The 13,510-nt window shown below is 68.8% G+C and carries 14 protein-coding genes; 10 read left to right on the top strand and 4 right to left on the bottom strand.

Translation table 11 applies throughout. The features are described from left to right. Nucleotides 1–139 precede the first annotated feature (139 nt). A complete protein-coding gene (locus tag U5798_RS30330) occupies nt 140–760 on the top strand; it encodes a TetR/AcrR family transcriptional regulator (RefSeq protein ID WP_124451937.1) in 621 nt (206 codons plus the stop codon). Nucleotides 761–787: 27 nt separating this feature from the next. Here U5798_RS30330 and U5798_RS30325 read toward each other — a convergent pair whose 3' ends face one another. Further along, nucleotides 788–2,521 carry a ClcB-like voltage-gated chloride channel protein gene (locus U5798_RS30325; protein WP_322084159.1) on the bottom strand — a complete coding sequence of 578 codons (1,734 nt, stop codon included), beginning with the start codon at nt 2,519–2,521 and terminating at the stop codon, nt 788–790. A 103-nt stretch (nt 2,522–2,624) separates the two neighbouring features. Next, entirely contained in the window at nt 2,625–3,692 is a 1,068-nt protein-coding gene (locus tag U5798_RS30320) for a YeiH family protein (RefSeq protein WP_322084120.1), read from the bottom strand. A 112-nt stretch (nt 3,693–3,804) separates the two neighbouring features. Between U5798_RS30320 and U5798_RS30315 the strand changes: the two genes are divergently transcribed. The 8 genes from U5798_RS30315 (at nt 3,805) to U5798_RS30280 (ending at nt 11,604) form a co-directional block, all read left to right on the top strand. Beyond that, nucleotides 3,805–4,698, top strand: a complete 894-nt coding sequence (locus U5798_RS30315; protein ID WP_322084119.1) for a LysR family transcriptional regulator — start codon at nt 3,805–3,807, stop codon at nt 4,696–4,698. Nucleotides 4,699–4,858: 160 nt separating this feature from the next. Further along, complete coding sequence (locus U5798_RS30310) at nt 4,859–5,623, top strand: sugar phosphate isomerase/epimerase family protein (protein WP_124451928.1); 765 nt, start codon at nt 4,859–4,861, stop codon at nt 5,621–5,623. 28 nt (nt 5,624–5,651) lie between these two features. Next, complete coding sequence (locus U5798_RS30305; protein ID WP_124451926.1) at nt 5,652–6,644, top strand: sugar kinase; 993 nt, start codon at nt 5,652–5,654, stop codon at nt 6,642–6,644. A 116-nt stretch (nt 6,645–6,760) separates the two neighbouring features. Then, nucleotides 6,761–8,041, top strand: a complete 1,281-nt coding sequence (locus tag U5798_RS30300; protein WP_124451924.1) for an MFS transporter — start codon at nt 6,761–6,763, stop codon at nt 8,039–8,041. A 3-nt stretch (nt 8,042–8,044) separates the two neighbouring features. Beyond that, nucleotides 8,045–9,010, top strand: a complete 966-nt coding sequence (locus U5798_RS30295) for a D-glycerate dehydrogenase (protein WP_322084118.1) — start codon at nt 8,045–8,047, stop codon at nt 9,008–9,010. A gap of 332 nt (nt 9,011–9,342) precedes the next feature. Beyond that, nucleotides 9,343–10,386 carry a LacI family DNA-binding transcriptional regulator gene (locus tag U5798_RS30290; RefSeq protein WP_124451920.1) on the top strand — a complete coding sequence of 348 codons (1,044 nt, stop codon included), beginning with the start codon at nt 9,343–9,345 and terminating at the stop codon, nt 10,384–10,386. Between the two features lie 54 nt (nt 10,387–10,440). Next, nucleotides 10,441–11,229, top strand: a complete 789-nt coding sequence (locus tag U5798_RS30285; protein WP_322084117.1) for a YhfC family intramembrane metalloprotease — start codon at nt 10,441–10,443, stop codon at nt 11,227–11,229. A 12-nt stretch (nt 11,230–11,241) separates the two neighbouring features. After that, the gene (locus U5798_RS30280) at nt 11,242–11,604 is read left to right on the top strand and encodes a DUF3022 domain-containing protein (RefSeq protein ID WP_124451916.1); all 363 of its coding nucleotides are present in this window, start codon (nt 11,242–11,244) and stop codon (nt 11,602–11,604) included. A gap of 33 nt (nt 11,605–11,637) precedes the next feature. Here the strand turns inward: U5798_RS30280 and U5798_RS30275 are convergent, their stop codons facing one another. Together U5798_RS30275 and U5798_RS30270 are read right to left on the bottom strand one after the other, a co-directional pair. After that, the gene (locus tag U5798_RS30275) at nt 11,638–12,069 is read right to left on the bottom strand and encodes a PGDYG domain-containing protein (RefSeq protein ID WP_322084116.1); all 432 of its coding nucleotides are present in this window, start codon (nt 12,067–12,069) and stop codon (nt 11,638–11,640) included. Nucleotides 12,070–12,206: 137 nt separating this feature from the next. Beyond that, a complete protein-coding gene (locus tag U5798_RS30270; protein WP_124451912.1) occupies nt 12,207–12,758 on the bottom strand; it encodes a Spy/CpxP family protein refolding chaperone in 552 nt (183 codons plus the stop codon). A gap of 250 nt (nt 12,759–13,008) precedes the next feature. Between U5798_RS30270 and U5798_RS30265 the strand changes: the two genes are divergently transcribed. Next, nucleotides 13,009–13,473, top strand: a complete 465-nt coding sequence (locus U5798_RS30265; protein WP_006481526.1) for an Lrp/AsnC family transcriptional regulator — start codon at nt 13,009–13,011, stop codon at nt 13,471–13,473. The last annotated feature ends 37 nt before the right edge of the window (nt 13,474–13,510 follow it).

Below are 13,510 nucleotides of genomic sequence, written 5' to 3'. Positions count from 1 at the left end.
GCGCGGCGGGCGCTTGCCCCAGGCGGCGTCGGCACGGGCGTGCGGACGGCACATTCAGAAACTGTGGCGAATTCTAATACACACCTGTATCTGAATGCAAAGATGAATATGAAAGGGGAATGGTGCTAGACTGCGCGCCATGAAACCACAGCGCTTAACTCGCGAGCAGAGCCGGGACCAGACGCGTGAACGTCTGTTGACGGCCGCGCATCGCATTTTTCTGAAGAAAGGCTATGTGGCCGCGAGTGTCGAAGACATCGCGGCGGCGGCCGGCTATACGCGCGGTGCGTTCTATTCGAATTTCCGCAGCAAGTCCGACCTGCTGCTGGAGTTGCTGGAGCGCAACCACGAGGAGGTGCGGTCCGACTTCCAGGCGATTTTCGAAGAGGGGGGCACGCGCGAGCAGATGGAATCGATGGCGCTCGCGTATTACCGGACGCTGTTTCGCGACGACGAATACTCGCTGCTATGGGGCGAGGCGAAGCTGCAGGCGGCGCGCGACGCGAAGTTCCGCGTGCGCTTCAATCAGTTCCTGCACGGCAAGCGCGTACAGATGGCGGAATTCATCGAGCGCTTCGCCGAGCGCTCGGGTACGCCGCTGCTGCTGCCGGCCGATACGCTCGCGTTCGGGCTGATGTGCCTGTGCGACGGCGTGCAGTCGTATTACACGGCCGATCCGCAGCACGTATCGGTCGACGTGGCCGAATCGGTGCTCGCGGGATTCTTCGCGCGGGTCGTGCTGGGGCGCGCGCCGGACTGACCGGCGCGGGCGGATCGGCGGCGCGTGTCAGCGCTCGCCGGTCATCCGCCGGTACGCGTCGAGCAGCGAGGTCTTGTAGACGACGCCCGCGAGCGTCGGCTCGGCTTCGCTTTCGATCACCGGCAGCCGTTCGCCCTGGAACGCCATGAAGCGTTCGAGCGCGGTCGCGAGCGGCATGTCGGGCGTGAGGAGCGGAAACGGCGTATGTGCGTAGTGCGCGGCCGTCTTGTCGGTCGTGTCGCGCTTGTCGAGCAGGTCCGACGTGATGTCCTTCAGCGCGACCGCGCCGCGGAAGCGCCCGGCGTCGTCCGTCACGTACAGGTACTTCACCGGGTATTCGAGAAACACGCGCGTCATGTCGGCGACGCTCGCCGTGAGCGGGACGACCGTCTGCGCGGGCTGGATCAGCTCGCGCATCTGCGTGGTGCGCAGCCGCTGCCGCTCCTGCGCGTCCTGGTAGTGGTGCTGCGTGATCTCGTACATCGACGTCGTGCCCGTCGCGCGCGCGACGAAATACGCGAACACGCACGACACCAGCAGCGGCAGCACGACCTGGTAGCTCAGCGTCATCTCGAAGATCATCAGGATCGCCATCAGCGGCGCCTGCGTGGCGCCGGCCATGAACGCCCCCATCCCCACGATCGCGTAAGCGAAATAGGCCGACGTATGGCCGGGCCACAGCGCTTCCATCGCGAGCCCGAACAGTGAGCCGAACACCGCGCCGACGAACAGCGTCGGCGTGAACACGCCGCCGATCGCACCCGAGCCGGCCGTCGCGGCGGTCGCCATCACCTTGAACACGAGCACCGCGACGAGCGCCTGCCAGGTCCACGGCGAATGGAGGATGTGGTTCACGACGCTGTAGCCGTTGCCCCAGACGTCCGGAATCCATACCGAGATCACGCCGACGACGAGGCCGCCGAGCGCGAGCCGCACGGGCAGCGGCACCGGCAGCCGCTTGAACTGGTTCTTCGATGCGTCGAGCAGGTGCAGGAACTGCGGCGCGAGCACGCCGCACAGCGCGCCGAGCACGACGAACAGCAGGACCTCGGGGCCCGTGACGGCCGGAAACACCGGCATTTCGTACGGCGGCCGGTAACCGGCGAATTCGCGCATCACGATGTTCGCGACGACCGACGCGACGACCATCGGCCCGAAGCTTTCCATCGCGATCGTGCCGAGCACGATTTCCGACACGAAGAACGCGCCGGCGATCGGCGCGTTGTACGCGGACGTGATGCCGGCAGCGGCCCCGCAGGCGACCAGCAGGCGCAGGCGCGGCGGGTCGAAGTGCGCGAAGCGGCCGACCAGCGACGCGGCCAGCGCCGCGAGCTGCACCATCGGGCCTTCGCGGCCGATCGAGCCGCCGCTGCCGATCGTCAGCAGCGACGACACGCTGCGCCACAGGCTCTGCCGGACCGGCACGACGCCGTTGCCGAGTGCGACCGATTCCATGTAGTCGGTCTTGGCGGCCTGCCTGTCGCCGCGCGTCGCGAGCAGCAGCACGCAGCCGGCGAGGAAGCCGCCGGCCGCCGGCATCCAGAACCGTACGTACCACGGCAGGCTCTTGGCCATCTGCACGAAGCTGCCGCTTTGCCCGGAGACCAGGCGCTGCATCAGGTCGATGCCTTCGCGGAACGCCATCGTGGCAAAGGCGCCGCCGACGCCGACGATCGCCGACCAGATCAGCATCGTATGGGCGTCCGACAGGCGGAACAGCTTTTGGGCGCGAGTGCGCAGCTTCAGCAGGAACGAGAGCACGGCTGAAAGAGGGCGATGGAAAACGACGCGAAGCATAGCACTGCGCCGCGCCCGCGGGACTTCCCCGTCGGGCGCGGCGTGCGAACCGTCACGGACGTGCGGCTCAGCCAAGCCAGTGCTGCACGGCCCAGGTGATCGCGTAGCCGCCGGCGATCAGCCACACATACAGGATCAGGCCGGTCATCAGCGCCCGCGGGCCGGCGGCGCGGATCTGCGCGACGCGCGTCTCGATGCCGAGTGCCGTCATGGCCATCGTCAGCGCGAAGGTGTCGAGCACGTTCAGCGTATGCGTGACGGCGGTCGGCAGCACGTTCAGCGAATTGACGATCACGAAGCCGAGGAAGCCGAGCGCGAACCAGGGCACGGCCACCTTGCGCTTGCCCTGCGCGCCGCCGGCCGTTGCGCGGGCCGAGCGGGCGAGCCACCAGCCGAGCACCAGCAGCACGGGAACCAGCAGCATCACGCGCGTCATCTTCACGATCGTCGCGATGTGTGCGACCTCGGGGCTGATGTCGCTCGCCGCGCCGACCACCTGCGCGACTTCATGGATCGTGCCGCCGAAGAACAGGCCGAGGCCGGCAGGATCGAGGTTCAGCAGCCCGGCGTGATACGCGAGCGGGTACAGGAACATCGACAGCGTGCCGAACAGCACGACGCTGCCCACGGCCATCGCGCTCTGGTGCGGTTTCGACTGCAGCGTCGATTCGAACGCGAGCACGGCGGCCGCGCCGCAGATCGCGCTGCCGGCGGCGGTCAGCAGCGCCGCGTCGCGGTCGAGCTTCATCAGCTTCATGCCGGCCCAGGTGCCGATCACGAGCGTGCTGACGACGACCAGCACCGACACCGTGAGGCCCGGCAGGCCGACCTGCGCGATTTCCTGCAGGCTCACGCGCAACCCGAAGAACGCGACCGCGATGCGCAGCAGCTTGCGCGCGGAGAAATTGACGCCGGCCGCCCAGCTGGCCGGCATGCCGTCGCGCAGCGCGTTGCCGTACAAGGCGCCTGCGACGATGCCGACGATCAGCGGCGACAGGCCGAGCGCCGCGACCGCGGGAAGCTCGGACAGGCTCGTGACGGCGGCGGCGAACAGAGCGACGAACAGCACGCCGTTCAACTGGCCGCGCATCGACGGCGCGGCATGGCTGAGATGGGGAGTCGGGGCAGTGGACATGGGAGCACCGTGATGGAGCGTGTTGCGATGCTGTAATCCTAATTTCGTTATATCGATATGAAAAATTGTGATTTGTGACGTAAACTATCCGGAAAGCCGATAATTCATCCCCATGACCCCGGATCAACTGATAACGTTCGCCGCCGTCGCCGAACACCTGAACATCAGCCGCGCCGCCGTGGCATTGCATCTGTCGCAGCCGGCCGTGTCGGGCCAGCTGCGGCTGCTGCAGGACGAATTCGGCGAGCCGCTGTACCAGCGCGACGGCCGCGGCATCCGCCTGACGCCGGTCGGCGAGCAGCTCGCGCAGTACGCGAAGGCGCAGCGCGATACGTTCGCGCAGGCGCGTGCGTTTCGCGACGCGGTGCGCGGGCTGGAAGCCGGCACGCTGCGCATCGGCGCGAGCACGACGCCCGCGAGCTACCTGCTGCCATACCTGATCGCGGCGTTCCAGCCGCTCGCGCCGTGCGTGACGATCCAGACGATGAGCGGCAATACGGCCGACGTGGTGGCCGCGCTGCCGTCGCTCGACATCGCGCTGATCGAGGGGCCGCCCGGCGAGGCGTTGCCGCCGGGCACGGCCGTCCATGCCTGGCACGAGGACGAGATCGTCGCGATCGTGCCGGCCGGCCATCCGCTGGCCGCGCCCGGCTACGACGCGGGCGTGACGCTCGACGCGCTCGCCGCGCATCCGCTCGTGCTGCGCGAGGCGGGCTCCGCCGTGCGGCAGCTCGTCGAACGCGCGTTCGCGCACGGCGGCGCGCCGATGCGCGTCGCGTTCGAGATCGCCGGCGTCGAGGCCGTCAAGGAGGCCGTGCGCGCCGGGATGGGCGTCGGGTTCGTGTCCGCGATGTCGTTGCGCCACCAGGATGCGGCGCTCGTGCTGCGCTCGCTCGCGCCGGCGCCGCTCACGCGTCATTTCTCCATTCTCGTGCCGCACGGCGGTGCGCCGTCGCGGGTCGCCGCGCAGTTCCTCGACATGAGTCTCGCGCAAGACCTCGCCTGAGCGGCCGCAGCCGCGCCGGGAACGTGCGTTGCACGCCGTCGGGCGCGTGCTGGCGCGGTGCACTATCTTAGGGATTTCCTCTATGGCGTGGGCCTGACGCGAGGCGCACCATCCGTCTCAAGCAAATGGAACCGGTTCCATTCCGGTAAAAAAGGGCAACATGGCAGACATCGTGATCGTGGCGAGCGCATTCGGGATGGACCGCGTGCGCCAGGAGGGCCACAGCGCATTCATCTCGACCGTGGCGGCATCCGGTGCGACCGGATTCGAGGTGCGGCGCGAACTGTTCGCGTCGGACGACGACACGGCCCCCGGCGCGCTGGCCGCGCTCGGCGCGCAGATCGCCGGCCACGGGCTGTGGTCGGTCTATTCGACGCCGGCCACGCTGTATACGGAAACGGGTGCGCTGGATGCCGACGCATTGCGCGACGCGCTCGCGGAAGCCGACGCGCTCGGCGCGCGCTTCGTGAAATTCCAGCTCGGCGGTTTTGCCGGCGACGCGCACGCGGCCGAGATCGTCGCGCTGTCGCGCGGCGCGAACGCGCGTGTGGTGGTCGAGAACGGCCAGCTCCAGGTCGGCGGCGCGTTCGCGCAGTTTCGCGGGCTGTTCGACGCGCTGGCCGCGGCCGGCCAGCGCGATGCGCTCGGGATGACGTTCGACATCGGCAACTGGCAGTGGCCGGGCGAAGCGCCGCTCGACTGCGCGCAAGTGCTTGCGCCGCACGTGGAATACATTCATTGCAAGGCCGTCGAGGGTGAGGGCGCGCGCCGCTTCGCGGTCGCGCCGGCGCCGAACGACGCGCTCGTGACCGGCGTGCTTGCGGCGCTGCCGCCGCATGTGCCGCGCGGCATCGAGTTCCCGTTCGACGCTGCCGATCTGGCGGGCGATGCCTGCCGCCGTGTCGCATGGCTCGCGACCGCTTGACCGCAAAAGGATCCCGAGGAGTTCATTCATGAAAGCAGCACTCGATGTCGTGACCTACGGCGAGGCGATGGCGATGTTCGTCGCGACCGAGCCCGGCCATCTCGCGCACGCGGGGCAATTCACGAAGCGGATCGCGGGCGCCGACCTGAACGTCGCGATCGGCCTGTCGCGGCTCGGTTTCCGGGTCGGCTGGATGAGCCGCGTGGGCCGCGATTCGTTCGGCGGCTACGTGCTCGACACGCTGGCGCGCGAAGGCATCGACGCGTCGTGCGTGACCGTCGATCCGCGTTACCCGACCGGTTTCCAGCTGAAGTCGCGCAACGACGACGGCAGCGACCCGACCGTCGAATATTTCCGCAAGGGTTCGGCCGCGAGCTACCTGTCGTGCGACGACTACGTGGCCGACTACGTGCTCGGCGCGCGCCACCTGCACCTGACGGGCGTCGCGCCGGCGATCTCCGCGACCTCGTGCGAACTGGCGTTCCGGCTCGCGCGCGAGATGCGCGCGGCCGGCAAGACGATCTCGTTCGATCCGAACCTGCGCCCGACGCTGTGGCCGTCCGCCGACGTGATGGCGAAGACGCTGAACGCGCTCGCGACGCTCGCCGACTGGGTGCTGCCGGGCCTCGCCGAAGGGCGCCAGCTCACCGGGCACGACACGCCGGCCGACATCGCGGGCTTCTATCTCGCGCGGGGCGCGCGCGGCGTCGTGATCAAGCTCGGCGAGCAAGGCGCATATTTCCGCACGGCCGACGGCCGCGAGGGCACGGTCGCGGGTGAGCGTGTCGAACGGGTGGTCGACACGGTCGGCGCCGGCGACGGTTTCGCGGTCGGCGTGGTCAGCGCGTTGCTGGAAGGCCGGAGCGTCGAGCAGGCGGTCGCGCGCGGCAACCGGATCGGCGCGCTCGCGATCCAGGTGATCGGCGATTCGGAAGGGTTGCCGACGCGCGAAGCCCTCGACCGGCTCGAAAATGTCAGCAATCGCGCCGATCGCTTAGAGGAAATCGTCACCGCGCAATGAGAGGCCGGACACGGCACAATCCGCGGATCCATTTCGTGCACGACGCACACGTAGTTTTGCTGGAGGCCGGACGGGCGCTGAAGCGCCAAGTCCGGTCGACATACGGAGACACTCTCATGGCAACCAATCTCGCAGCCCGTCGCTGGTGGACGATCATGCCGATCGTGTTCATCACGTACAGCCTCGCTTACCTCGACCGCGCGAACTACGGGTTCGCGGCAGCGGCCGGCATCAACCAGGATCTCGGCATCGGCAAGGGCCTGTCGTCGCTGATCGGCGCGCTGTTCTTCCTCGGCTACTTCTTCTTCCAGATCCCCGGCGCGATCTATGCGGAACGCCGCAGCGTGAAGAAGCTCGTGTTCGTCAGTCTGATCCTGTGGGGCGGCTGCGCGGCGCTCACGGGCGTGGTCAGCAACATCCCGTCGCTGATGGCGATCCGCTTCGTGCTCGGCGTGGTCGAGGCGGCCGTGATGCCGGCGATGCTGATCTACATCAGCAACTGGTTCACCAAGAACGAGCGCTCGCGCGCGAACACGTTCCTGATCCTCGGCAACCCGGTCACCGTGCTGTGGATGTCGATCGTGTCGGGTTATCTCGTGCATGAATTCGGCTGGCGCCACATGTTCATCGCCGAAGGCGTGCCGGCCATCATCTGGGCCGTGTGCTGGTGGTTCCTCGTGCAGGACAAGCCGGCCGATTCGCCGTGGCTGACCGCGCAGGAAAAGCGCGACCTCGACGCCGCGCTCGTGGCCGAGCAGGCAGCGATCAAGCCCGTGCGCAACTACGGCGAGGCATTCCGCTCGCCGGCCGTGATCAAGCTGTGCGCGCAGTATTTCTGCTGGAGCATCGGCGTGTACGGCTTCGTGCTGTGGCTGCCGTCGATCGTCAAGAACGGGTCCGACCTCGGGATGGTCGCGACCGGCTGGCTGTCCGCGCTGCCGTATCTCGCGGCGACGATCGCGATGCTCGCCGCATCGTGGGCGTCCGACAAGGTCGGCTCGCGCCGCGGCTTCGTGTGGCCGTTCCTGCTGATCGGCGCAGCCGCATTCGCCGCGTCGTACGCGCTCGGCTCGTCGCATTTCTGGATCTCGTATGCGCTGCTGGTTGTCGCGGGCGCCGCGATGTATGCGCCGTACGGCCCGTTCTTCGCGATCGTGCCGGAGCTGCTGCCGAAGAACGTCGCCGGCGGCGCGATGGCGCTGATCAACAGCATGGGCGCGCTCGGCTCGTTCGTCGGCTCGTACTTCGTCGGCTACCTGAACGGTGCGACCGGGTCGCCCGTCGCGTCGTATGCGTTCATGAGCGCCGCGCTCGTCGCCGCGGTGATCCTCACGCTGTCCGTCAAACCCCAGGCGCGCGATGCGCATCCGCTCGCCGCGCCGCTGCAAGGAAAATGAAACATGAAGCCCCGTATCGTCGCGTACAAGCCGCTGCCCGATGACGTTCTCGCGTACCTGCGCGAGCATGCGGACGTCGTGCAGGCCGACGGCGCCGACGCGCTTGCCGCCGCACTCGGCGACGCGGACGGCGCGATCGGCGCGAGCCTGAAGGTCACGCCGCGGATGCTCGACGGCGCACCGCGGCTGAAGGCGTGGTCGACGATCTCGGTCGGCTACGACAACTTCGACGTCGCCGACCTGACGCGCCGCGGCATCGTGCTCGCGCATACGCCGGACGTGCTGACCGAGTCGACCGCCGATACGGTGTTTTCGCTGATCCTGGCGTCCGCGCGGCGCGTGGTCGAGCTGGCCGAGTGGGTCAAGGCCGGGAACTGGCATCGCAGCATCGGCCCCGACCTGTACGGCACCGACGTGCAGGGCAAGACGCTCGGCATCGTCGGGCTCGGGCGGATCGGCGGCGCGGTCGCGCGCCGCGCGGCGCTCGGCTTCCGGATGCAGGTGCTGTACGCGAACCGCTCCGCGCACGCGCAAGCCGAGACGCAGTACGGCGCGCGGCGCGTGACGTTCGACGAATTGCTCGCACAGTCGGATTTCGTGTGCCTGCAGGTGCCGCTGTCGCCGGAAACGCGCCATCTGGTCGGTGCGCCCGAATTCGCGAAGATGAAGCGCGGCGCGATCCTGATCAACGCGTCGCGCGGGCCCGTCGTCGACGAAGCCGCGCTGGTCGATGCGCTGCGCGCGGGCACGATCCGCGGCGCGGGGCTCGACGTGTTCGAGCAGGAGCCGCTGCCGGCGAATTCGCCGCTGCTGCAGATGAAGAATGTCGTCGCGCTGCCGCATATCGGCTCGGCGACGCACGAGACGCGCCACGGGATGGCGCGCTGCGCGGCGGAAAACCTGGTCGGCGCGCTGGCCGGCACGCTGCGCACGAATCTCGTCAATCCGGACGCGCTCGCGCACGCGTGAGCCGCATCCGGCGACCGCCCGGCGCGGCGGCGGCGCGGTTAGAGTCGATGATCTTGGTGCGGGAGGGCTGGCTGCGTTATGATCGCCCGCTCTCGTCGCGTCGACAACCCGGCTGCATGGCCGGTGGCGTCGCGCGGCGGGTATCCGCGCCAGGTCCGGGCGGCCGACTGCCGACGCACGCGACTCGCGGGCGCTGATCGACCGCGAAGCACGGGATCAGTGCAGGCGCAGAAGCGCTCAGACAGGGGAGTCCGCCGGGTGGCTTACGTTTCCAACAACAAAGGTCCGTCTGCTCACGAAGCGGCGCGGATCGCACGTCGCGAGGCACGACAGTGACCGATTCGCAACCTTCCACGACGCGTCCGGCGACGATCAGCGACGTCGCGCGCGAGGCCGGCACGGGCAAGACCAGCGTGTCGCGCTACCTGAACGGCGAGACGCATGTGCTGTCCGTCGATCTGCGCCAGCGGATCGAGTCGGCGATCGCGCGGCTCAACTACCGGCCGAACCAGATGGCGCGCGGGCTCAAGCGCGGCCGCAACCGGCTGCTCGGCATGCTCGCGGCCGACCTGACCAATCCTTACACCGTCGAAGTGCTGCAGGGCGTCGAGGCCGCGTGCCATGCGCTCGGCTACATGCCGCTCATCTGTCACGCAGCGAACGAGGTCGAGATGGAGCGGCGCTTCCTGCAGCTGCTCACGACCTACCGCGTCGAAGGGCTGATCGTCAACGCGCTCGGTGCCGACGAAGACGTGCTGCGCCCGCTGCGCGGCGCGGGCATTCCGGCCGTGCTCGTCGACCGCACGGTCGAGGGCTTCGAGGCCGACCTGATCGGCCTCGACAACGCCGACGCGATCGAGATGGCGCTCGCGCACCTGGTCGAACACGGCTTCGACGCGATCCATTTCGTCGTGCAGCCGTTCGAGCGCGTCAGCTCGCGGCGCGCGCGCGAGGCCGCGTTCCGCGCGGCGCTGGACGCGCGCGGGCTGCCGGTGCCGCCGACGGTCGTGCTCGACCTGAACGCGCCCGACGCGGCTGCCGCGGCGCTTGCCGACATCGACACCCGCATCGACGCCGCGGCCCGGCGCGGCGTGCGCGCGGCGCTGTTCGCCGCGAACGCGCCGGTTGCGCTCGCGATCGCACGCCACCTGCGTGCGCGTTTCGGCGCCGCGTGGCAGCAGAAGGCGGCGCTGCTGTCGATCGACGATCCGGAATGGGCCGAGCTGATCGGCATCACGACGATCCGTCAGCCGACCTACGAAATCGGCTACAAGGCCGTCGAATTCGTGCACGAGCGGATCGACGGCGCGGCGGGCGACGTGCGCGTCGCGATGCTGCCCGGCGCGCTGTGTGCGCGCGCGTCGACCGCAAGCTGAGTATCATTCGGGGCACGCAGCGCGCCAGGTGCGCTGCCCCGATCAAGGAAATACATGACTGTCGCTCCCGTCACGCTGGCGCTGCTGATCGCCGCCACGCTGATCATCGCGCTACTGCCGCTCGTCCTCTTCCGCATCCTGCGCAAGCCGCTTGCACTCAACCGCCGCGACACGATCGTCGGTGTCGCCGTCTTCACGCTGTTCGCGATGATCGTCGAGCGTGCGTTCCACGGGCTCGTGCTGAGCCACACGCCTGAGGACGGCTGGCTGACGCAGCCGCTCGCGTTCGTCGCGTACGGTGCGCTCGCGACGGCCGTCTTCGAGGAAGTCGGCCGCTATCTCGGGATGCGTTTCCTGAACCGCCGCTACGGCGAATCGGCCGGCGACGGTCGCGGGATCGGCTACGGGATCGGTCACGCCGGTGCCGAAGCATGGTTCGTCGGCGTGCTCGTGTGGGGCCAGTGGTCGTATCTCGCATGGCTCGCGGGCCGCGGCCAGCTCGAGACGCAGCTGGCCGACCTGCCGGTCGACACCGTGGTGCGGCTGCACATGATGCTCGCGACGCTGTCGGCACAGTCGATCCTGCTGTTGCTGCTCGAGCGCTGCTCGGCGTTCGCGGTGCAGGTGGCGCTGTCGGTGCTGGTGTGGCGCGGCGTGCGTGCCGGCCGCGCGGGCGTGTTGCCGCTCGCGATCGTGCTGCATGCGCTCGCGGCCGTGCCGGCGCTGTTGTACCAGGTGCGCGCGCTACCGGCCGCGTGGGTCGAGGCCGTGTATTTCGTGCTGGCCGCGGCCCTGGTGGTCGTGCTGGTGAAGACGTGCCGGCCGTCGCGCGCGGCGGCCTGACGGGAGAGCGGAATGGACGACTATCTGATCGAATGCCAGAGCGCGGAATTCGACGCGCTCGCGCGCGTGATCTGCGATCTCTTTCCGGAACAGACGCGCTTTGCCGAAAGCAGCGATGCGCGCGGGCGCTTCCTGTCCGTGCACTGGCTCGCGATGCGTTTCGGCGCGACGCCGAAGCGGATGACGCTCGCGATCCGCATCGTGCCGGCGGCACTCGCGCGCTACCTGGCGCTCAAGCCGATGCAGCGCGCGCGCAGCCATGCGGTGCTGCATGCGTATACGGAAGCGATGCTCGGGTCGCTCGAGGAGCGGCACGCGGCCGGCGAGGCCGTCGAGCGCGACGCGGAACTTGAACTCGACGAAGACTTCGCGTGAGCGACGGCGCCGGCATCGCACCGGCGCGGCGAATCATGCGTCGCGGTACACCTGCGCGAAGCGCTGCGCCTGCACGACGCCATAGTCGCCGGGCGCGTACTGCATGACCCAGTCGCCGGCGACGCCGCGCAGCGTGTCGCCGTTTTCCGAGCGGGCGATCGTGAACGGCTCGTCCATCCGGCGTGCGAGCACGATGGCCGGCCGGTTCCGGTAGGCGCCCGGCGTGCCGTGCGCGAGTGCCGGATCGGCGGGCAGGTATTTGGCGTCGAAGCGGGCGCGCGACACGACCCAGCGGTCGCCGGTCGAGCCGGTGATCAATGCGTCGCCCGCCACATAGCGGTTCGGGCCTTCGAGGCTCATCAGTTCGCCATCGACATCCGCGAAATCCACGGCGACGGTTTCGTCCTTGACGACGCGACGGGCCTGCGGGTCGGTACGCAGATCGAGTTGCTTGAGTTCGAGCATGGCGGGAAGGAGCGGGAAAGCTGGAAAAGCCGGGAGCTTATCCCGAATTCGGCGCGCCGTGTGGCGCGCCGGTCGCCGGCAGGGGCGCGGCGCCGTCCGGCCCGGGCGGGCACGGCACGGCGCCGGCGCGGCGGGCGTCAGGGCTGCGCGGGTGCGCTGGCGGCCGGCGCGGCCGCCGCCTTGCCTTCCTTGCCCTTCGTCTTGCCCTTGCCGCCGTGCTCGCCGCCGTGGTGCAGCCAGCCGCGGAAGGTCGTGTCGGCCAGCGCCTTCTGTTCGGCCGGGAAGCTCTGGTAGAGCGGGGCGAAGGCTTCGGCAAGCTTCTTCGCGCCGTCGGCGTTCGCCTGCGACAGTTCCGCATACTGCTTCATGTCGTCGATCGCGGAGACGTCGTGCTTGGCCATCCGTTCGCTGTAGAGGCGGCCCATCGTTTCGCCGTTGTCGCGCATCGTATCGGCGAACGTCTTCCATTGCGGTTCCTGCGCCGACGTGATCTTCAACTGATCGTGCAGGTACTTGATGCGCTGCTCGATGCGCGCTTCATGGCGTGCCGCGCGCTGCTCGGCGCTCGGGGCCGACGCAGCGGCCGTCGTGGCCGGAGCCGGGGCGGGCGCTTGCGGCTGGGCCGGGGTTTGCGCGAACGCACTGGCTGCAACGGCGAGCGTAGCGAGGGTGAGCGAGATTTTCTTCATGGTTGGCTCTCCGGGGTGATGTCGTGCGAGCGGGCGCGGCGGCTGCTGCCGCAAGCGCGCATCTCGCGTCGCACGCTATTAGTAGCACGCCGCGTGCGGCGCAGCAGTGAATGCGACACTTGCTTACATCCGATACGAATCGAAATCGAAAGGTTAGAACCCGGGCGATGGCGGTTGGGCGCACCGGCGTTCGGCGCTATCATCGCGTCACCTTCCACTCAGCCGGCGCGTTGCGCACCGGCCCAGTCTCATGCGTCCACCTCGCCTCGACCAACTCGACGATCTCGACCGGCAACTCGTCGCGCTGCTGCAAGCCGATGCGCGCGCCAGTGTCGCGGATCTCGCGCGCCAGCTCGACGTCGCGCGCACGACGGTCGTCGCACGCATCGCGCGGCTCGAACGCACCAACGTGATCGCCGGCTACAGCGTCCGGCTCGGGCAGGACGTGCTCGACGCGAGCATTTACGCGTACGTCGGCATCATCCTCACGCCGAAGTTCGGCAAGGACGTGTTGCGCAAGCTCGACCGGATGCCCGAAGTGCAGTTGCTGTGCGCGGTGAGCGGCGAGTACGACTACGTCGCGTGGCTGCGCGCCGATTCGCCCGAACGGCTCAACGACCTGCTCGACCAGATCGGCACGCTCGAAGGCGTCGAGCGCACGACGACGTCGATCATCCTGTCGCGCAAGATCGATCGCGGGACGATCGGCGGCTGACGCTTCGGTCGCATTTGTATCGCACGCAGCGGCTCGA

Source organism: Burkholderia sp. BCC1972 (assembly GCF_905339605.1).
Classification (GTDB): Bacteria; Pseudomonadota; Gammaproteobacteria; order Burkholderiales; family Burkholderiaceae; genus Burkholderia.
Note: the sequence above shows the minus strand (reverse complement) of the source record. Positions and strands in the feature narration are given on the sequence as shown.